The 19,045-nt window shown below is 50.9% G+C and carries 21 protein-coding genes; 8 read left to right on the plus strand and 13 right to left on the minus strand.

Features of this window, described 5'->3' with window-relative positions; translation table 11 throughout:
• The 6 genes from D9N13_RS04920 to D9N13_RS04945 all read left to right on the plus strand — a co-directional run.
• Positions 1–182, plus strand: a 182-nt coding sequence (locus tag D9N13_RS04920) for a hypothetical protein (RefSeq protein WP_317622462.1), incomplete at its 5' end; no start/stop codon positions are given.
• 94 nt (positions 183–276) lie between these two features.
• On the plus strand, positions 277–2,340 hold the full coding sequence (locus tag D9N13_RS04925; RefSeq protein WP_290586712.1) for a type VI secretion system Vgr family protein: 2,064 nt from the start codon (positions 277–279) through the stop codon (positions 2,338–2,340).
• A gap of 21 nt (positions 2,341–2,361) precedes the next feature.
• Positions 2,362–2,664 (plus strand): PAAR domain-containing protein, encoded by a 303-nt coding sequence (locus D9N13_RS04930; RefSeq protein WP_290586715.1) that lies wholly within the window; start codon positions 2,362–2,364, stop codon positions 2,662–2,664.
• 91 nt (positions 2,665–2,755) lie between these two features.
• Positions 2,756–4,393, plus strand: coding sequence for a sigma 54-interacting transcriptional regulator (locus D9N13_RS04935; protein ID WP_290586718.1), 1,638 nt, complete (start codon positions 2,756–2,758; stop codon positions 4,391–4,393).
• A gap of 254 nt (positions 4,394–4,647) precedes the next feature.
• Positions 4,648–7,029, plus strand: a complete 2,382-nt coding sequence (locus D9N13_RS04940) for a hypothetical protein (protein WP_290586721.1) — start codon at positions 4,648–4,650, stop codon at positions 7,027–7,029.
• A 227-nt stretch (positions 7,030–7,256) separates the two neighbouring features.
• Complete coding sequence (locus tag D9N13_RS04945; RefSeq protein WP_290586724.1) at positions 7,257–9,875, plus strand: ABC transporter substrate-binding protein; 2,619 nt, start codon at positions 7,257–7,259, stop codon at positions 9,873–9,875.
• Positions 9,876–9,887: 12 nt separating this feature from the next.
• Here the strand turns inward: D9N13_RS04945 and D9N13_RS04950 are convergent, their stop codons facing one another.
• The 12 genes from D9N13_RS04950 to D9N13_RS05005 form a co-directional block, all read right to left on the minus strand.
• Positions 9,888–10,130: a YbaK/EbsC family protein gene (locus D9N13_RS04950; RefSeq protein WP_411268131.1), complete on the minus strand. Its 243-nt coding sequence runs from the start codon at positions 10,128–10,130 to the stop codon at positions 9,888–9,890.
• On the minus strand, positions 10,111–10,893 hold the full coding sequence (locus D9N13_RS04955) for a hypothetical protein (RefSeq protein ID WP_290586726.1): 783 nt from the start codon (positions 10,891–10,893) through the stop codon (positions 10,111–10,113). Before D9N13_RS04955 ends, D9N13_RS04950 begins: the two co-directional genes overlap by 20 nt.
• A 48-nt stretch (positions 10,894–10,941) precedes the next feature.
• Positions 10,942–11,724, minus strand: a complete 783-nt coding sequence (locus D9N13_RS04960) for a transglutaminase-like domain-containing protein (protein ID WP_290586729.1) — start codon at positions 11,722–11,724, stop codon at positions 10,942–10,944.
• 317 nt (positions 11,725–12,041) lie between these two features.
• The gene (locus tag D9N13_RS04965; RefSeq protein ID WP_290586732.1) at positions 12,042–12,284 is read right to left on the minus strand and encodes a hypothetical protein; all 243 of its coding nucleotides are present in this window, start codon (positions 12,282–12,284) and stop codon (positions 12,042–12,044) included.
• Positions 12,285–12,355: 71 nt separating this feature from the next.
• Positions 12,356–12,751 (minus strand): GFA family protein, encoded by a 396-nt coding sequence (locus D9N13_RS04970; RefSeq protein WP_290586735.1) that lies wholly within the window; start codon positions 12,749–12,751, stop codon positions 12,356–12,358.
• Between the two features lie 54 nt (positions 12,752–12,805).
• Positions 12,806–13,171, minus strand: a complete 366-nt coding sequence (locus tag D9N13_RS04975; protein ID WP_290586737.1) for a glyoxalase superfamily protein — start codon at positions 13,169–13,171, stop codon at positions 12,806–12,808.
• Positions 13,172–13,333: 162 nt separating this feature from the next.
• Positions 13,334–13,648, minus strand: coding sequence for a VOC family protein (locus tag D9N13_RS04980; protein WP_290586740.1), 315 nt, complete (start codon positions 13,646–13,648; stop codon positions 13,334–13,336).
• Positions 13,649–13,825: 177 nt separating this feature from the next.
• Positions 13,826–14,308, minus strand: a complete 483-nt coding sequence (locus D9N13_RS04985; protein WP_290586742.1) for a GrpB family protein — start codon at positions 14,306–14,308, stop codon at positions 13,826–13,828.
• 193 nt (positions 14,309–14,501) lie between these two features.
• The gene (locus tag D9N13_RS04990; protein ID WP_290586745.1) at positions 14,502–14,840 is read right to left on the minus strand and encodes a hypothetical protein; all 339 of its coding nucleotides are present in this window, start codon (positions 14,838–14,840) and stop codon (positions 14,502–14,504) included.
• A 262-nt stretch (positions 14,841–15,102) separates the two neighbouring features.
• Entirely contained in the window at positions 15,103–15,540 is a 438-nt protein-coding gene (locus D9N13_RS04995; RefSeq protein WP_290586748.1) for a hypothetical protein, read from the minus strand.
• 837 nt (positions 15,541–16,377) lie between these two features.
• The gene (locus D9N13_RS05000) at positions 16,378–16,779 is read right to left on the minus strand and encodes a hypothetical protein (RefSeq protein WP_290586751.1); all 402 of its coding nucleotides are present in this window, start codon (positions 16,777–16,779) and stop codon (positions 16,378–16,380) included.
• Positions 16,780–16,931: 152 nt separating this feature from the next.
• Positions 16,932–17,273: a hypothetical protein gene (locus D9N13_RS05005; RefSeq protein ID WP_290586754.1), complete on the minus strand. Its 342-nt coding sequence runs from the start codon at positions 17,271–17,273 to the stop codon at positions 16,932–16,934.
• 172 nt (positions 17,274–17,445) lie between these two features.
• Between D9N13_RS05005 and D9N13_RS05010 the strand changes: the two genes are divergently transcribed.
• Positions 17,446–17,691 (plus strand): type II toxin-antitoxin system CcdA family antitoxin, encoded by a 246-nt coding sequence (locus tag D9N13_RS05010; RefSeq protein WP_290586756.1) that lies wholly within the window; start codon positions 17,446–17,448, stop codon positions 17,689–17,691.
• Positions 17,691–18,008 carry a CcdB family protein gene (locus D9N13_RS05015; protein WP_290586759.1) on the plus strand — a complete coding sequence of 106 codons (318 nt, stop codon included), beginning with the start codon at positions 17,691–17,693 and terminating at the stop codon, positions 18,006–18,008. Before D9N13_RS05010 ends, D9N13_RS05015 begins: the two co-directional genes overlap by 1 nt.
• Positions 18,009–18,956: 948 nt before the next feature.
• Here the strand turns inward: D9N13_RS05015 and D9N13_RS24300 are convergent.
• Positions 18,957–19,034, minus strand: coding sequence for an IS3 family transposase (locus D9N13_RS24300; protein WP_411268113.1), 78 nt, complete (start codon positions 19,032–19,034; stop codon positions 18,957–18,959).
• Positions 19,035–19,045: the final 11 nt, after the last annotated feature.

Genomic DNA, 19,045 nt, shown 5'->3' on the forward strand with positions numbered 1-19,045 from the left:
AACTGACCGACGTACTGATCAGCTCTTACAGCGTCAGCGCCAGCGGCGGCAGCGCCCCCGGCGAAAGCATGAGCCTCAGCTACTCCAAAATCGTGGCCGACCTGCAGGGCGCGGACAAGACCAACAAGAACGGTCAGAACATGAAAGTGGGTTACGACCTCACCACCGGCAAGCCTCAGTAAGGCGCGCCTTAGTATGCACGGTGCAGGGTGGAGCAACACCCACCCTGTGATCCGGCTACCGTATTCATCAACTTAAAGTAATGGGGCTCCGGCCATGTCAATCAGTCAGGACAATCGACTTCTCAGTATCTCAGCCAGCTTTATCAGCAAAGATGCCATCGCCATCGGGCTGCAGGGCAGCGAGGAGATTTCACAGCCGTTTAATTTTTCGGTCACTATCCTGTCAAAAAATCACGCCTTAAGCAGCAGTGATGTGATTGGCCAGAAATGCTCCGTTACCCTCACCCATCAGGACGCCGACACGCCCCGTTATTTTCACGGCCGGGTGAACAGCTTTTCACTGGGAGAACTGGAAGGGGATTTTCGCCAATACACCTTGCGCCTGGTACCCGGCTTCTGGTTTGCCACCCAATCCCAGCATCACCGTATCTTTGAGGAGATGAGCGCCAAAGACATCATCAGCTCTGTGCTGCGTGAGTTTGGTGACTTCTGCAACTTCAAGGACAACACCAGTGCCACCTATCTGACCCGTGAATACTGCGTTCAGTATGGTGAAAGTGACTTTGAGTTTGTCACCCGCCTGATGCAGGAAGAAGGCATCTTTTACTATTTCGAACACAAGGAAAGCGAACACACCATGGTATTGGGCGACAGCACCAGTGCCTACACCGATTGCAAGGAATCCAGGGTCAAGATCAATGTGGGCTCCGACATGGATGACAAGGCCAGGGTACTCAGCTGGCACCGGGAGATGAACTATCATACCGGCACGTTTGAAACGTCGGATTACAACCACAACACACCCAAGAATTTCTACAAACAGACACTGGCCACCAAGCATAAATTTGCCCAGAGCCCGGGCGAAAAAACCGTGCAGGAATTCAGTGATTTTGTGTATAAATCCGGGAAGGAAGCCGATCACGATTTCGATGTGGCCAGCAACAAGCGCATGAATGGCGTACAACTGGAAAGTCTGGAAGCCGGCCACGACATTGCCAAAGGCTCGGGCTATGCCGGCAGCTTCTTCCCCGGTGGCCGCTTTACCCTGGAGCACCACCTGAAATCCGAATGCAACACCTATCTGGTCACCCGCATTCAACATTCTGCCCACAACAAGAATGATCAGAATGCCGAATACCGCAACAACTTTACCTGCATTCCTTCCACCGTGGTGTACCGGGCCCCGATCACCCGAACCAAACAGCAGATGCGCGGCCCGTTAACCGCCAAGGTGGTGGAATTGAATGCATCCGCCTCCAAAGCCACCGCCGATCCCCACCGCATGATCAGAGTGGAGTTTCCCTGGGCGGACAAAGCCAAAAGCTGTTGGTTGCGCGTGGCACAGGCTTACGCCGGTGCCGGTTGGGGCGCCAGTTTTGTACCCCGCCTGAACCAGGAAGTGCTGGTGGAATTCATCAACGGCGACCCGGATCGGCCGGTGGTGGTGGGCGCGTTGTACAATAAGGACAATCAGGGCCCCGGTTATACCAGTACCCAAAGCGGCATTAAAACGTCGAGCAAGAAATTCAACGAACTGCGCTTTGACGACAAGGAAAACGAAGAAGAAATCTACGTTGAGGCCGGCAAGAACTACAACTACATCGTGCATCTGGATGAAACCGGTAACATTGAAAACAACCAGAGCCTCACGGTTAAAAACGATCGTACCCTCACCATCAGTGAAGGCAACGAAAGCAAGACTCTGGGCAAGGGCAACCAGACCCTGGATGTGGCCGGCGATCGCAGCACCAACGTGGGTGGCAATCACAGCGAAAGCGTCGGCGCCGACCAGACCATCGATATCGGCAGCAACAAAACCCTGAACGTGGGCGGCGACAACGACACCTCCGTTTCCGGCAATGACGCAACGTCCGTGTCGGGCAATCAGGATTTCAAGATCACCGGCAATCAAACCCATAAAGTAACCGGCAAACAAACCATGGACGTGACAGGGGCGATTACCAACAAATCGGCACAGAAAATCACCCTGCAGGCGAACATGTCCATCGAGCTGAAAGTGGGTGCCAACAGTATCAAGATCGATCCCAGCGGCGTGACCATCACCGGCACCATGGTGAAAATCAACGGCAGCGCCATGACCGAAGTAAAAGGCGGCGGCATGTTGAAAATGCAGGGCGGCCTGGTGATGATCAACTAACTTTTTTCTGGAGGACCAACCATGGGACAGCCCGCAGCCCGCATCGGTGACAACCACGTTTGCCCCATGCAGACACCCGCCCCGGTGCCGATTCCCCATGTGGGAGGCCCGATTGTCATGCCTTCGGCCCCCACCGTGTTAATCGGCAAGATGCCGGCGGCGGGCATGGGCAGCATGTGCGTCTGCGTCGGCCCGCCGGACAGCATCATAAAAGGCAGCGCCACCGTCATGATCGGCGGTAAACCGGCGGCCCGCATGGGGGATTCCACCGCCCATGGCGGCACCATTGTAATGGGTTGCCCCACGGTATTGATCGGCGGCTGAACGTTCGCCCACGTGGTAATTTCCGGCCCCCACCGTTACAATCCCGAAGCTGACATCCTTCTAATAACAACATCCACGCAGTGAGCCGGGAATGAGCAACGATACAACCATGTGGGGCGCGGAGCGGCCGGTTAGCTTCAGCAGCCAGATCAGCCTGTATGCCATGACCATCGCCTATCACAGCGACTGGAAGCGCATCGGTGCCACCACCTACCTGGAGGGGCTGGATCAGGGCAAGGTCTTTACCCTGTCCCGCCTGGAGCCGGAGTTTGGTGTACCCTACTCAAAAAACACCTATTGCCTGGACGATCGTTACATCAGCCGCAAGCCCATCACCATCCAGCAACTGAACGGCCGACTGTTGATTACCCCCCATCCGGAAGGCACCGGCATTCGCATTGATGGCATTCACATCCGCGCCCAGCACTACATTTTTGAAGAACAACTGAAAAACGGCGTGGTCATGGAGCTGGGGGGCCGGGTCATAGTGGTGTTGCACAGCCTGACACCGGATCGCCGCAGCCCCAATATGCACCGAATGCTGGGGGTCAGCGAAGGCATTGAAAATATTCGCCGCTCAGTGGACCGGGTCGCCGACCTCAATGTGCCGGTGCTGATTCGGGGTGAAACCGGTACCGGAAAGGAGCTGGTGGCCAGTGCCCTGCACAACGCCAGTCCCCGTTGCACGCGGCCGATGCTGGCAGTCAACGTGGGTGCCATCCCGGAATCCCTGGCTATCTCGGAATTGTTCGGCGCCAAAAAAGGCTCCTTCACCGGCGCCAACAAAGACAAGCCCGGTTACTTTTCCCAGGCCAACAACAGCACCTTGTTTCTGGATGAAATCGGTGACGCCCCCGATGAAGTTCAGGTGGCCTTACTGCGTACCCTGGAAACCAGCGAAGTGCGCCCGGTGGGCGGTACCGAGACTCTGAAAGTGGATGTGCGGCTGGTAGCCGCCACCGATGCGGATCTGGAAAGCAAACTGGAAAGCCAGGATTTCCGCAACCCCCTGCTGCAACGATTGGCGGGCTTTGAAATCTGGATTCCCCGCCTGGCCCAGCGCAAACCGGATATTGGCCTGCTGTTGTCGGAATTCTTACGCTTTGAATTCGATGCCATAGCCGAACAGCGCCACTATCAGGAACTGGACCCCAATTCCGAAATGCTGTGGTATCAGTTTTTCCGCCACGCCCTGGAATTCGACTGGCCCGGTAATATTCGCCAGATGCGCAACGTTGCCCGCCAGGTTGCCATTCACAATCGCCTGGCCAATTTCACCAGCATCCCCCCCCGGGTGGAAGCGATGCTGCTGGAAGAAAATCAGCGCCAGGCGGAAGAAGACCTGAAGAATAACGGCAATGGCATTGAGCAGGAAGAGACACCGGTACCTGAGGGTAACATTCGTGAATACGTCAAAGCAGCGGAACCCGATCCCATCGCCCCACCCCGCCGCAAACCCAGCACCATTGATGAACCGGAGTTACTGGAAGCATTGCAACGCCAGCGCTGGGATCTGAAAAACACCGCTCAGGATCTGAATATCTCCCGCGCGGCGCTGTATAAGATGATCGAAGCCAATCCCAATGTGCGCAAAGCCGGCGATCTCAGCGTGGACGAGTTGACCAACAGTTATCAACGTTGCGCCGGTAACTTGGAACAAATGGTGGATGAGCTGCACGTGTCAAAAGCGGCTTTGAAACGGCGCATCAAGGAGTTGGCCATCAGTTGATGGCCAGTTTCTGTATTTAGTTGCTGCGAACCCAAGCCGGCTGAGTCCGCCTTTCGTATGAACCTGCCTGCCCATTGGCATGTTACCCTTTCTCCATCGTTAATCGGGCTGACACTTCCCTTGTTATGGCTAATACAGCGCGTATTCTGCATCCCATTCCTACCAAGCTTTGCTGGCTTGCGCTGCTTATAGTTTTTTCGGGATGTGGTGCCCGGGACAATGCGGGAAATGATGTAACAACAACGACTCTCTTTGTGAAATTTTCTGAGGATTTCGCCGCATCCCCCAGAATGAACATTCTGCAGCACCTGAAATCAGCATCTTCAGTCACCATCCTGGACGGGGATTACCCACTTGACCACCTTCCACCAGGGGCCAGCGTACTGATCTTCGGCAACACAGGAGACTGGCGGCGGTGGAGCGACACCCCTCTATTAGATAACCGTGCCGAAGCATTTGCCATCCGAACCCTACCTCTCAAGCCCCTGAACTCAGACGCAATCATCAGGGCCACTTTCGCCCAGGGGAACCCGGGTGAAGAGCATAATCTATTGCAAGAAGGGCGTAACATAGGCGATCTCTACGCAGCCTATGCCCTGCTGGAACAACTGGGTTTCGCCTTTCTACACCCACTGGAACCGACCTTACCATCGGCACTGAACTGGACGGGCCTGCACGCGCAACAGGAATCCCCCCACTGGCCTATCCGTGCCTGGCACATCCACACTCAACATCCGCTGGAATTAACCCATGTTTTGAATGGCTGGGGGCCCGAGGGGCCAGATGATCTGGCGGGCTGGGAAGCCCTGCTGACGGAGTGGGAGCGCTTTCTGGAATGGGCGGTGGCCAACCGCCAGAACCGGGTGGAATGGTTTCTGCTGATGGCGGAATCCTGGCAGCCCTTTGCCGACAGCCCCGAGCGCCAGCGACGCCTCAATATTCTGGTGGACATGGCCCACCAATGGGGCCTGGCGGTGGGCATCGATGCGCCCATCGTGTTTCGCCAGCAACACGCCTGGACCATGGTGCGGCAGTCCGGCAACGAGCTTGAGCAAATTCGCTCCGCCATTGACTGGCTCGATCGGGCGGGCTTCGATTACTTCGAAATAGAAATGGGGTTCAGTGAATTCACTCACCCCGATGACCAACTGATGCTGGACTGGATGAACGAGGTGGCCCGTTACAGCTGGCAACAATACGGCAAACGCAGCTATGTAAAAGTACATTGTACCCAAGACCAACAAGCGGAGAATTTTACGGATCCACGCACGGGGAAGCCCCTGAATTTTAACTTTCTACCCTACTACGCCGATCCCTTGCTGGGGGTCATGCCCCATACCGTGCAGTACTACGATCTGCAAGGCCCTGCGTACACCTACAGTAACGACAACTTTAACTTTATGCATGATTATCTGCGCCTGGAAGCCGGCCGGCGGGAGGTACTTTATTATCCGGAAACCGCCTATTGGGTCAGTTACGATATCGATGTACCCCTGTTCCTGCCGCTGTACGCCGACCGGCGTCTGTTTGATCTGCGCCTGATTGCCCGCGATGAAAGCAACGGCAATCCCATTCAGGGCCAGGTCAACTTTTCCAGTGGTTGGGAATGGGGCTACTGGCTCAATGATGTCATCACAGCACGGGCGGCCTGGAATCCCCTGCTCAACATTCCAGACCATAAAACGGCTCTGGAACACGCGCTTCAAGCGGTGGTGAAACCCTTCGCCGGTACCGCGACCGATGTCACCGCGATTCTGCTGGATTGGATTGATCTGCAGCAACGTTTGTTTATTCAGGGTGAAGTGAATGGCGTGGCCCCTGAAAACCCAGCCCTGCTTAACGCCCAGGCCTACCTGCAGGGATGGGAAGCCTGGGATGACGTTGCCAAACTACTGGGTATGCTGGAAACCCAACCCCGCAAGGTGGGTATGCTGGAGTTGGACAATCCATTGCTGCCTGCCAGCCGGAAAATTAATTTCGAGACTCAACTGCACCCCCTGCTGACCACCACCGCCCGTGAGCTGCGCGAGCAATTCAATCGCCTGCAGGCGTTGCAACAACGCATTCCGGCCAACGCCACAAAACTCTATCTGGAGATCAAAGATGCCATGGAGATCACGGCCCTTAGAGCAGAACAAGTGCTCCACCTGTATGCCACCGTGCACTCGCAAACGGCCGCCTACGGAAGTGACACAACACAAGCCAACCTGCACCTGAACCGGGCCCGCGCGGCGCTGGATCGCGCTGCCGATATTGTGCAGCAACGGGAACACCACTATCGGGTGAACCCGGACCGCATCGCCTCCTGGCAGTACAATCCCACCGCCTATCATTTCGGCTATTTGTGGTCGGTACGCACTCTGCATTACTGGTGGCGCGACGAAGGCAAGGCGGTGGACCGGCCCCTCAATCCCGGCTATCTCAACATTATGGACCCGGTGGATCTCGCCAATGGTGAAGGGCAATGGGTGGAATCCGGGATTAATTTGTCACAGTTGCGCTTCTGGATTGCCTTGCTGTCCTCGCCAAACAGTTGGTTCAACATTCTGCTGTTTGAACCCAACCCCGAGTATCGATATCCCCAGGATAATCTGCGGTCACGGCCGGAATGGTACTACCCTTTGCAGCAGGACTAGTGCCACATGATCCAGAAATTCGCCCGTAAACTGAACGCTAAATGTAGTGTTGGATTCCATTAAATGCCCCGATAAAAATTGCTCTGTGGCCTCCCGGTCTCACAGATCCCTCCCCAGATGAGAATCATCTATTAAGTTTAGACAGTTTCTTGCCGAGTCTCAAAATAAAGTATGAATCTCTCAACTATACTCAAAACAAATGACCCATAAAAAGCCAAGGGCAGACCATGAGCGACCCGTTGATCGGCCGCACCCTTAAAGAAACCTATCGCATTGACCGCATGCTGGCCGATGGTGGCATGAGCCGCGTGTATTTGGCCGAACAGTTGAGTCTGGCCCGTAAAGTGGTGGTCAAAATGTTACTGCCCAGTTTTCACGACGAGGATTTCGTGCAACTGTTCCTGCGTGAAGCCCGCATTTGCAGCCATCTGAATCACCCCAATATCGTCAGCGTATTGGACTTTGGCAGCACCGAGGATGGCCTGGTGTATCTGATCCTGGAATACCTGGAAGGCGCGTCTCTGGCGGACATTGTGCTCCAGCAGAAAGGGCTGAGTCTGGCCAATATTGCCTGGTTAATGGAGCCTTTGTGCAGCGCCATCAACGCCGCCCATCAACAGAATGTTGTGCACCGGGATCTGAAACCCGGTAACGTGATGGTGGCCACCCTGTCGGGTAACGACACCACGGTAAAAGTGGTGGATTTCGGCATCAGCAAACCCATGCATGAGGAAAACCTCAAGCACACCCAGCTGGGTACGGTGATGGGTACGCCCGGTTATCTGGCACCCGAGCAGATTCGGGGCACCAACATCAATCATCTGGCGGACATTTACGGTATTGGTGCCATTCTGCATTTCATGATCACCGGCGAGGCCCCTTACCGGGGCGCCAGCCGTGAAATCATCATGAACAAACAGATGAAAGAGCTACCGCCGGCTCTTGCCAGCTACACACTGCAGGACCCTGCCTGTGAAATCCTCCAACCGGTGGTATACAAAGCGATGGCAATCGAGCGCGAACAGCGCTACGGCTCCACCGCCGAATTATGGCGGGAGTTCTCCATATGCGCCCGCCAGACTGCGCAGTTGTCACAGCAAACCCCATCCACAGCAGCCGACGATAGCCTTTACCAATTCGTGTTTCGTGGTGAACTGCTGGCCGGTGGGGATCCGCACACCAGCAAGCAGCAACTGCAAAAAGCCTTCAAGTTTTCGGATCAACAACTGAAAACCCTGTTCAGCGGCAAACGGGTGGTGTTGCGCAAGAATATCTCACAACAGGATGCCAAGCGGTTCCAGCAATTGTTCAACCGCTGCGGGGCCCGTGGCGAAGTGGAGGCCATGGACGACCGCACCCGTATTGTGGCCCCGGCCATCGCCAACCCGGCGGAAAACAAGGCGCCTGGTTCCCTGCCCGAGCCCGGTGTTGCCCAACCCATTTCCATTGCGGCGTTCGTCGAGGCCGGCAATTCGCCATTCGTCAGCCGCGAACCCTCTCTTGCGGCCTCCTCGCCCCATTCGCCTGGCCAACCATCGCCATTCACTCAACCGGCGCCCGCCACGTCTTCCTCTGGCCACTCACGTCGGTTCTGGCCCGGCATTACGGCAGCACTGATCTTCCTCTGCGCACTGACAATCTATCTGGTGCCAGGCTGGCGCTATACCGTCAGTGATCACCTGATGTATGCCACTGGCCTGGCCCAGCCACAGCGTGGCATCAGTCATGATCAAATCAAACTGGGCATGAGCGCCGCCTTCAGTGGCAGCGCGCGGGAGCTGGGCCGGGCCATGCGCATCGGCATGCTGGCTTATTTCAAGGGCATCAATGAACAGGGCGGTATCCACGGCCGCAAGATCGATTTACACGCACTGGACGATGGCTACGAGCCAGCCCAGGCACAAGCTAATATGGAGGATTTCCTGGATCAGGATAAGGGCGTGTTCGCCCTCATAGGCAATGTCGGCACCCCTACCAGCAAAGCCATTCTGCCCCATGTTCTCGACAATAAAGTGTTGCTGTTCGGTGCGTTCAGTGGTGCCCAGCTACTGCGCAACGATCCACCGGATCGCTATGTCTTTAACTACCGTGCCAGTTACGCCGAAGAAACCGCGGCCCTGGTACATTACTTTGTCAAAATCCTGGAGATGAACCCCAGCAACATCGCGGTTTTTTACCAGAATGACAGCTACGGACGGGATGGCTTGTCCGGCGTCTCAAATGCCATTGCTCAATACGGGGTGGATATTCACGATCTGCCCACGGCAACCTACCCCCGCAATACCACCCGGGTTATGGATGCCATTGCCCTGTTTCGCCCGCTGCTCCCCAGTCTGGAGGGGGTTATCGTTATCGGCACCTACCCCGCCAGCGCCCGCTTCACCAAACTGATGGCCATCAATGGCTACCGGGGCCGCATTGCCAACGTATCATTTGTGGGCTCGGAGGCACTGGCCGAAACCTTACGCGAGTCGGAAAGTAATAGTGGTGAAGGCATCATCGTCTCGCAGGTAGTGCCCATGTACGATGCCTACGCCACCGGCGTGCTGGAATACCGCTCAGCCATGCAACAGTACTATCCCAGCGAACCAGCGGGGTTTGTCTCGTTGGAAGGGTACGTGGTGGCACGCCTGTTTTGCCTGGCATTGCAGAAAAGCGGCCGTTACTTTGATGTTGAGGAGGTGATCGATCGCCTGGAAGCAATGCAGGACATCGATTTGGGCATCGGACAACCGTTGTCTTTCAGCGCCTCCGACCATCAGGCCAGCCATCAGGTCTGGGGCGCGGTCATCAATAATGAAGGCCACTTCGAATCCCTGGATCTGGAGAAAATACAGGTGCAGTAGGGTAGCTTGGATTTATTGCGTAATGCTGGCAACAACCGCGCCCAACAAAGCTTTCAGGTCAGCCGGTGACAATTCTATTTCAAGGCCACGTTTACCTGCGCTGACAAACACCGTTTCCCATTCCAGGGCCGATGCATCCATGACGGTTTTCAAACGCTTCTTCTGACCCAGTGGGCTCACGCCACCCAGCACATAACCGGTTGACCGCTCCACCTGCAGCGGTGCTGCACCTGGTTCAAGGACACACAAAGGCACTGATATACCATTTGGTTTGCTGAAGTGAAAGCTGCTGCTGGAATGCCGCCGGGAACCCGTTATCGGCCAGCACCTGTTCAGAAAGCGTTTGCAGCGCCCGGGCCTGGGATGTTTCCGACTCACCACGGCGAATTACATAGCCTGAGATCTTGTACCCGGTTTTTGCATTAATGGAAGCCGGCAGTTCACGCACGCGAATCCGGCCCGCGGCACCCTCTTTCAACAATTGGTCCTGAATCAAAACCGCCTGCTGTTGTGCCCCCTCACCGGATTCCGAACACCAGAAAATATCGTAATCCCAATCTTCCCAATTGAAAGACGGTGTAGTGGTACGAGCGGTTCTCAACACGTCCATCTGGCCGGATTCATAGACCCGTTCCTGCGCCAGGACTTGTGCTGTTTCCCGTTTGATCTCTTCCGTGCCACCCTCTTCCAACACACCCAAAAGACGCTTGCGTAACTCCCCATCCACCATCACCAACACGAATTGCTTGGCCACTTCCTGCTTCTGCTGATTACCCTCTTCCAGCGAATTCAGCACCAGGTCATAGATCCTGAAATTGAATTCACGCTCGGCATTGATTTTTTCGCGCTCGTCCCTGGCCTCTTTGATCGCGATATCCACGGCCGCAATCTGCTCTTTTAATCCTTGATCCACACGGGAAACGGAGTAGTTCAACCACGCCACCATGGTGGCAGTGCCCACCGTGACCACCGGCAAAATCACATTCTGCAGCACAGAAGCTATCGTCTTTCCACTCACCGTTTGCTCTCTCCGTTTGTTTTCAACCTGTTAAAACCTGGCCGCAGGTTACACCCTATCAACGCTCACATATTGCTCAATGGGAAACACCGCTGGGCCAAACTGATTATAAACGGCCACATCCGCCGCATCCCTGCCATAGCCAATGGACACGTAGCCACCATTCTTGCGGATTTGAGTTGCATCAAAGGTATACCAACGCCCCGCTACATAGGCTTCAAACCAGGCGTGCATTTCCATTGGTTGCAATCCATACAGATAACCCACCACCATGCGCGCCGGAATACTGAGGCTGCGGCACAGGGCGATGCCCAGATGAGCCAGATCACGGCAAACCCCGGACTGCTGCAGATTTACCTCGATCGCCGACAGCGGCACGGTACTGGTGCCCGGCTGGAAAGGCACATTATCGTGTAACCAGCGTTCGATCATCGCCACCTGGTCATAGCCTGGCCATTGCCCATAGGTAATCTCCGTGGCCATATCGCCGAATCGGTCGGATTCACAGTAGCGGCTGGGTAGAAGATACTTAAAAACATCGTCCGGTAGATTCTGAATTTCAATGAACTCGCCACCCGGCCGTTGATCAACCGTATCCGAAGCCTTGATGCGGGCAGAGGTATTCACCGAAAAATGCCCTACAGGCGCCACCAGACGCTGACATAGATTACCGAAATCATCGGTAAACTCATAAGCCGGTACAGTGGGGTTGAGCAGATATTCCTCATTGGCAACCCACTGTTGCGCGCCACTTCTGGGCCTCAACATCAACACAAAAGGGGTAGGAACATCAATAATGAACTTCAATTCACAACGCGTTTGCAACCACATAGTGCCTCCGACGTGGAATTCACAACAAAGAATGGTTCATCATCAACCAGTTATCCGGTAATTGGAAGCGCGTTTTGTTGTTCAGTGCCGAAGAGCAAAGCACCACCTCAACTTTGCACCTCAGATTTCCCCATTAAGGGCCGCGGCGGCAAACAGCATGCGCCCCGCGACCGCGAAAACCCGGATAGCGGGATACACTTGGGGACCTTGATTCCGGTACAGGCCTCGCCCCTACCAATGCTATACGCAACAAAAAGAAAGCTGATGATCAACCAGAACGCTCATCCAAATGACTGCGTTGCCAAAGGTAGGATCAATTAGTTGGCATGCAGTCGGTACTGTTCGATACAGGCTTGCCGGTACAACTCTTCAGATTGATATTCGATATTGCGCCGCCATTCCCGATCAGGTGGTATGGCACGCTGCCTGTGTGCCGGATCACACCAATACTCCACGTATTCATCCGGATCATCCGGGTTGTACGACGGTGTATTGCAACCGGTTAGCATAATACTGACCAGCAGGCAGACGGGTAATGATAAAAAAGAACGAGATTGCATTTGCATTGCATCCATAAATTCAATCGGGCATCCACTGATGTTTCGTACTCCGCACAACAGGTAAAGCCTGGTCAATCTGGAGAATATTGCTCGAACACCTGTTGCCCTGTTAACTGATTGGTTTGGTTACCAAACTCATAATAGCTTGGCTTCTCATCAATGAATATTTCACTGGAAAACGTAAATTCCTGATCCTGAAACAATCCAGCAGTGAGCACGTACTCATTATTAGGCAAAAGATAGTAGAAAAGATGGGAACCACATTTGGGGCAAAAGCCACGTTCGGCCCAGTCGGAGGATTGGTAACGGGTGGGTGTATCACCAATGAATTTCACATCGGAACCACAATGTACCGCAAACATCGGTCCACCAGTCCAACGCCGACACATAGTGCAGTGACATACCCCGAGATCCGTCTGATCGGGTGCCTCCACCTCGATACTTCCACACAAACACTTACCTTTCATAAGTCCTCCCTGTTTTCTCTTTCTGATCCTAATGAATATTGACGACCTATGGAACTAACCAACTGAATCAGTGAACGTTAATTTATTGCCAAATGGATCAGCAATGGTCATATCTTTACTGCCCCAAGGCATCTCTTGTATATGGGGCCGCGAGTTCTTGTACCGCTTCCCGAGCAACTGCTGTTGAAACTCATCCAAACCGGATGTTTGAATGCGCAAGGCGGTTCCCGGGCAGCTATCTCCATGATGCTCGGATAAATGTAAAACACAATCATTTTTTGATAACTGCATATACAAGGGCGCATCAACGTCAAAGCGATGCTCCCAATCCAAACTGAAACCAAGAAAATCCATATAGAACTCTTTGGCCTTGGCCTCGTCAAAACTCCGCAGTATAGGCACAGTGCTGCCTAATTTCATATTCGATCGACTCCTTGAAATACACTGCCAGTCATACTCATGACTATTGGCATTTTTGGTTTGTAAATCGATACCTGCTCATTTCATCGAATCAGTCTTTACCTTGTTAGACAGCAGCGCCAGATAAACTATAAACGCAATTCTATTAACATAGAGATATATCTACTTCTCATATTCCATTAACTCAACCGGCGCACCATTTACCTCAATAAACGCTACGATTAAGCCATCACTCGGTGAATTTGGCTCAACTATAACCTTCTTACCCTTTAGTTCAAGCCGCAGATTCTCTACTACAAAAGCCACATGCGGAATCGTTTTAACTATTTCAGGATAGGGTGCACCTTCCCAGTAACGCTGCCACTGAATTCCATAGGGGTTATTCTCATGATTAGATACGGTCATTTGCAAGTGAGGAAGATCTATTTCCCCCTCAAACCTACCCGTAACAGGAATGCCAATATGGTTAAATTTCATAAGCTTTCATAATACACTCTGGCTGAATATCAGTTTGATAACTACTGCTTATCAACGTTGATATCAAGTGACACTAAAATGTAACTCCAACTACACCGACTTTCCGCCTACCTATCCATACAGGAACCGGGATAGGCCCTAGCGACTATTAATACATCATCGTGTGTATACGGAGCTTCAACATCGAATCCGATCAAGCCCCAGTATCTGCTCGATAAAATTTGACTTTCTCTCGCGATATTCATCAACCCCTAAAGACACACAGGATTTTTTTAAATCATTATACCTTTTCAATAACTCTGGCGACTGTATTAATTTATCTCTAAATTCAATGAAAAACTCATATCGAGATCCATTGACCACAACTTGCAACGCCACATCTTGATCTTCCCTGCCTAGCATACACAACTCTGGTGTTTTCAACGTATTTTCTTTTATTTTAAATCCGAGAGAAGTCAACATCGTAACGGATCTTTCATGAACCTGTGGATTCACTCCCACAAAGATATCTAAGTCACCTTTGGAAATTAATCCTGGGATTGAGGATGATCCAATGTGCTCCACTCTTGCACTTGGAATCAGACGGTGTATTTTCTCCCTATAATCGCTAAAAAGACCTTCACACCTTGGTCGATATTGATTCTCTCTATAGAATTTCATACAAAGCACGCTCTAAACATCCAACATCAAACATCAAACACACTGCGTTTACACAGTTGCGCATAAGTGGAGGCACTTCGGAGTAGAAACACTGGCATAATTACCGGTAGAGATTGCAGCAGGTTTTCTTCGCAGTACGATTCAGTGTAGCCCAAAGGCTGGCAGATACTTGATCGGGTTTATCATATTCTGACTAGTGCACATACCTTAAGCTCTGCTTCAATTCATACATCACGTTAACCGGGTGCCAGGCCCCATTCCTATAATAAAGTATACGACCATTTACAGGGCCACCCTGAGCGATCACCTGCATTTCAGAGTTCAACCTTAATATTTCCATCTCGGACAAGTCCAACTTGTCATATGTACCAGGTTCGAATATCGCAATACCTGCCGTTCTTGACAGTGGAATCCACCTATCCATCTCTACAGGGGGCTGGATATCAGCCTCCACAGTGACGTGCTCTTCACCCGCTTTCTCACAGCCAGCTAATATTGTTATAAACACCATTCCAATCAACGCATTCTTCATGGCCACCCTCTCTAAAGAAGATGACCAAACTACAGAATTTAAGTTCCGTTTGTATGTAGAAACACCAAACAGGCTCTAAAGAATAATCGCCTGGTTCTGGTGTATGTTAGGGGTAGGCGCTCCAATCCGTTATCCAGACTGATAATCGAATCATGATTTGACAGGCAATCTAAAGGCTCTGCCGTTACCTCACTCGCATAATACCAGGGGCAGCAGCAGCCCATACAAGCAGCTTGTACAGTTGGAAGATTGCTCAGTATTCTTAAGGTTCACAGCTGAATTTTCCATAGTTATACCACTTTATCGTAGTAGAACTAAGCGGCAGGCACGACTCTATTGTCAGCACCTCAAAGCTGCTGCCACTAGATAGTCCGCTGCCTGCTCTAAGATTAATTGAGACGTCTTCAGGAGACCCCCACGCAACGGATGGCACATCAAAAATTACCGCATCACCATCTTTCGAACCGAGTGTAGCCTTCAGACAGCCCTTCTCAAATTTACTTTCGATTTGCCGTACAAAGTCGCGATAGTCTCTGCTTTCTACGTACTCAGTCACATCAACACTAATAGAAGCCGAGCAATTGATAGCCTTGAGTCTCTGATCAAGTGCTATAACGGTCGGCTCATCATGTAATGTCACCGGGCTACTATTTACAACGGTTACGCCACCAAAAATAAGTATTTTAATAAAGTCGAACATCTCAATTCCTCAATGCATAGCGGCACTATAAGAAGCCAAGCGTGATAAAGCCGATTAAGCAGTAAAAGGAGTGCAGTCACATGACCACAAAACCAGTGATGCATAGATGGGTAACTTGATTGTTCTTTTATGCATAGGATTCGATTCACCAACGCTCAACTGAAATTTCAAGACAAGCGGTCGTGTGATCATAGACATCGGCCTACATGCAGATTCACTTTCACCGTCCAAGGAAACTATACTAGAGGTAAAGATCCAATTTTACTTTCAAATGACGATCCTGAATTTACTCTTGCATGAACTGACAGTCTTCCGATGAATCCTCACGAATGGCGTCATTGCGTAACGATCACGCTGTAATATTGAATTGTCATTATTCATTGATCTGTTTCCGACTGGTCGAATAGTGACGCTAGCAAGAAGAGTTAATAAAGTGCTGGTGCCCATACTCCAATAATTCGCTTTGCTATACTGTTTGGACAACACGTTGTAGTGCTCATTACAGGTTGGATTCGACAAGCATGATCATCTACACCGACTCGAATATTTGATACCAATGCCCAACCTAATTGAGATCCCGAAAAGCCGATTACTATACTATGCGAGTCAGCCTACAGGGATTTTTGCATCCTAATAAGTGGCCGGGCGCACCTTAGGGACGTCAGATAGGTGTTTAGGTATAGGTTGCAATCCAATATTGATAACAAGCATGTTTCTATGGTGCCCTAAGCTTCGAGCGATTATATATCCAAACAGAGTCCATCACGAACTCTATAGTCTGACAATCATCTACAGCCTCTCTCAACAAACAGCCAGATTGCAACACAAACGCAATATTCATATCAGAAAACAGTATAATCGGTGATGTAATTTATAATCTTTTCTTAGACCATCTGCATCAAAGTAAATATCATAGGCTACTTGTGAATCAATGAATGAGCGATCTACATCTTTCACTGGCGCATTGAGCTGTTTCTGAACTTTATCTGCATAGCGATCAATATAACTTCTCTCACTGAACCCTTTAAATCGATAGATTCTAATATTGACACCGGCAGTATTACTTCTATTCGCAATATCAGCTATTACCCGACCCGACCTATTAATTTTCGCTATCCAATTGGCTGGATATTTGGCTAAATATCCATACTCTTTATCATTGAATATTCTGACATCATTATTGGGAAAGACATTGTGGCTGATTAACAGTGCCGCAAAAAATGAAATGATCTTAATCATGTTGAGTATTCGGCAACCGAAGTCGCTCACCCCCTTACAATCAGCTAATCGCTGGTGCTCTTTCGAGATATCCATTCAAGCGCGTAATCTTATGTTCGCTCACATAATTTTCTCTTTGATTTTCATGTAGCCTGCTTGCACATAACGCCTTGCTAGTCATCGCCGTCTCCTCCACTATCAGAACTGGAGCCAAAAGACGAGAAATCCATATCAATACCCCAACCGTTATCAGAGCGTCGTTTAGTGTTGAAACACGCGAAAACAAAACCAACAAATATTATAAATAAAACTGTTGGAGTAAATTCATTGTGGTAACCGTATGCAATTGAAACAACCATGGTCAAAACGCCACCACTGCGCAGACATATAAATAACTTTCCTGCAATGAAGCCACCCAGGAAAAAGATAATACCTCCAAAAACCATTGCTCCCGCGTAAAGAGAAAACAGACCAAGAAACGCAATTAAGTGACCTATGATGATAATAGAGCTCATCCTCAATTTACCTTTGCCCAAATTCCGATTCTAACTGCACCGAAATATGACGGGTTCGCTAACGCCCGCATCAGTTGAGCGTAGGTTGCCCACCGCATGCGATTATTATATGATTAATGCACATAATATATGCGCATCGCAGACCTACAAGTATGTGGACAAGGGCAAGACCATGCAACAATCTTATAATTCCCAGGCCCCCAAAAAGCCGACAAATGTCAGTATAAACAGTGATTTACTTTCAAAAGCCAAGTCACTGAAGATCAATTTATCCGCTACTCTTGAATCGGCCCTAATTAAAATAGTTAACGAAAAGCAGCGCGAGCTATGGCGCGAAGAGAATCGAGATACTATTGCTTCATACAACCAGATAGTGGAGGAGCATGGTACCTTTAGTGATGATCTGAGGTCCTTTTAATGGCTCAATTCATCGCCTACAGAAACTCAAACAACAGAACAAAAAAGCTTTACCCACTACTACTTGATATTCAATCGAACCTTCTCGATGAGCTAAGAACCACCATTGTGATTCCATTGAGCCCATCTTCAATCTCTGGCGCATCAGCCATTACCAAGCTTTGCCCACAAATAGATATTGATGGGAAGTCTTACATTGCTATGACTCAACAACTTGCTGGAGTAGACAGATCTATACTGGGCAAGGAAACTTACGATCTATCAGCTTATCGCTCCGAAATAATCGCAGCGTTGGACTTCATTATTTCGGGCATATAACGCTTTGGTAAACGGGACCGAAACAGAACCAGCATGTGGTAAAGTGAGCACAGCGAGCCACAAGCGTGTGACGCATAGGTGGTTCCCGTTCACCAGCTTGTATGGTCCAATTCCCCTTGTCAGGCAAATTACGCTAGACTATTTAGACCTTTTATTCTTTGAATAAATAATGCCCTTAGCGAACACGACATCGCCTTACTTCCTCCTTGAATGCCTATACAGACAATTACTACGTAAAAACTTGGGCTATGCCTGGCGCCCGGATAACGTGTCTACTCGCCTTGACTCGTTTGTAAGCTTCGTAAACGAGGGCTTTCGGGACTTCAAAGGATTTCGTTTCGTTCATTCAGTTCATCCCGTTTCCGGTTGACTCAACGATTGAAACCGGACAAGTCGCTGCCTTCGCTCCACTTCCATTACAGAAGCTTCATCACTACTACTCAGCGATCCGCCCCTGTGCTCTGTCTTGGTACTCAAACCCTTATGGGTGTTAATCACTTGGGTCTCTCCCTTAACACCAGAACGACAGGTTCTCATGTTCCGTATCAAAGCCTGTTTTATGTTCATGCCACCTAAACACCGACTGCCGCTTTATCCAAACCCAAATACTGTTAAAGCTCATCCCAGCAGTACGCTCAGCCACTGGTTTTGACAGCGTATTTTCATATCGATGCTTCATCGGATGGTTCACTTTCGTTCATCTCCATGAAACCTACCTGACGAATGATTTCGCCGTTTCCCCATCGCTCACGACCTCTACTCTTAATAGAAGCCGCATGGGGTGGTTTGATCCCAGTGTTTGGTCACCGAGTTCGAGGGACCTACCCTCATCTTAGATACAGCAAGGAAGACTCACATCTTCCGTCATGACACACGAGCGTAGCGAACCACATGCTTGTGGCGCGTCGGTGAAACCTCACCCACTTTTGCGCACACCGCTTTGTTAAATCAAATACTACACTCATATTCCACTGGTGATAAATACCCAATGGACGAATGTGACCGAATTTCGTTGTACCACTTCATGTAAAGCTGAA

Origin of the sequence: Ketobacter sp. GenoA1, from assembly GCF_003671475.1 — a bacterium.
In the GTDB taxonomy this organism is placed as follows: domain Bacteria; phylum Pseudomonadota; class Gammaproteobacteria; order Pseudomonadales; family Ketobacteraceae; genus Ketobacter.

Excerpts from the sequence above, each read along its gene's own strand:
- D9N13_RS04925 (WP_290586712.1), top strand. The coding sequence starts at position 277 with ATGTCAATCAGTCAGGACAATCGACTTCTCAGTATCTCAGCCAGCTTT.
- D9N13_RS04930 (WP_290586715.1), top strand. The coding sequence starts at position 2,362 with ATGGGACAGCCCGCAGCCCGCATCGGTGACAACCACGTTTGCCCCATG.
- D9N13_RS04935 (WP_290586718.1), top strand. The coding sequence starts at position 2,756 with ATGAGCAACGATACAACCATGTGGGGCGCGGAGCGGCCGGTTAGCTTC.
- D9N13_RS04945 (WP_290586724.1), top strand. The coding sequence starts at position 7,257 with ATGAGCGACCCGTTGATCGGCCGCACCCTTAAAGAAACCTATCGCATT.
- D9N13_RS04960 (WP_290586729.1), bottom strand. The coding sequence starts at position 11,724 with ATGTGGTTGCAAACGCGTTGTGAATTGAAGTTCATTATTGATGTTCCT.
- D9N13_RS04965 (WP_290586732.1), bottom strand. The coding sequence starts at position 12,284 with ATGCAATCTCGTTCTTTTTTATCATTACCCGTCTGCCTGCTGGTCAGT.
- D9N13_RS04970 (WP_290586735.1), bottom strand. The coding sequence starts at position 12,751 with ATGAAAGGTAAGTGTTTGTGTGGAAGTATCGAGGTGGAGGCACCCGAT.
- D9N13_RS04975 (WP_290586737.1), bottom strand. The coding sequence starts at position 13,171 with ATGAAATTAGGCAGCACTGTGCCTATACTGCGGAGTTTTGACGAGGCC.
- D9N13_RS04980 (WP_290586740.1), bottom strand. The coding sequence starts at position 13,648 with ATGAAATTTAACCATATTGGCATTCCTGTTACGGGTAGGTTTGAGGGG.
- D9N13_RS04985 (WP_290586742.1), bottom strand. The coding sequence starts at position 14,308 with ATGAAATTCTATAGAGAGAATCAATATCGACCAAGGTGTGAAGGTCTT.
- D9N13_RS04990 (WP_290586745.1), bottom strand. The coding sequence starts at position 14,840 with ATGAAGAATGCGTTGATTGGAATGGTGTTTATAACAATATTAGCTGGC.
- D9N13_RS04995 (WP_290586748.1), bottom strand. The coding sequence starts at position 15,540 with ATGTTCGACTTTATTAAAATACTTATTTTTGGTGGCGTAACCGTTGTA.
- D9N13_RS05000 (WP_290586751.1), bottom strand. The coding sequence starts at position 16,779 with ATGATTAAGATCATTTCATTTTTTGCGGCACTGTTAATCAGCCACAAT.
- D9N13_RS05005 (WP_290586754.1), bottom strand. The coding sequence starts at position 17,273 with ATGAGCTCTATTATCATCATAGGTCACTTAATTGCGTTTCTTGGTCTG.
- D9N13_RS05010 (WP_290586756.1), top strand. The coding sequence starts at position 17,446 with ATGCAACAATCTTATAATTCCCAGGCCCCCAAAAAGCCGACAAATGTC.
- D9N13_RS05015 (WP_290586759.1), top strand. The coding sequence starts at position 17,691 with ATGGCTCAATTCATCGCCTACAGAAACTCAAACAACAGAACAAAAAAG.
- D9N13_RS24300 (WP_411268113.1), bottom strand. The coding sequence starts at position 19,034 with ATGAAGTGGTACAACGAAATTCGGTCACATTCGTCCATTGGGTATTTA.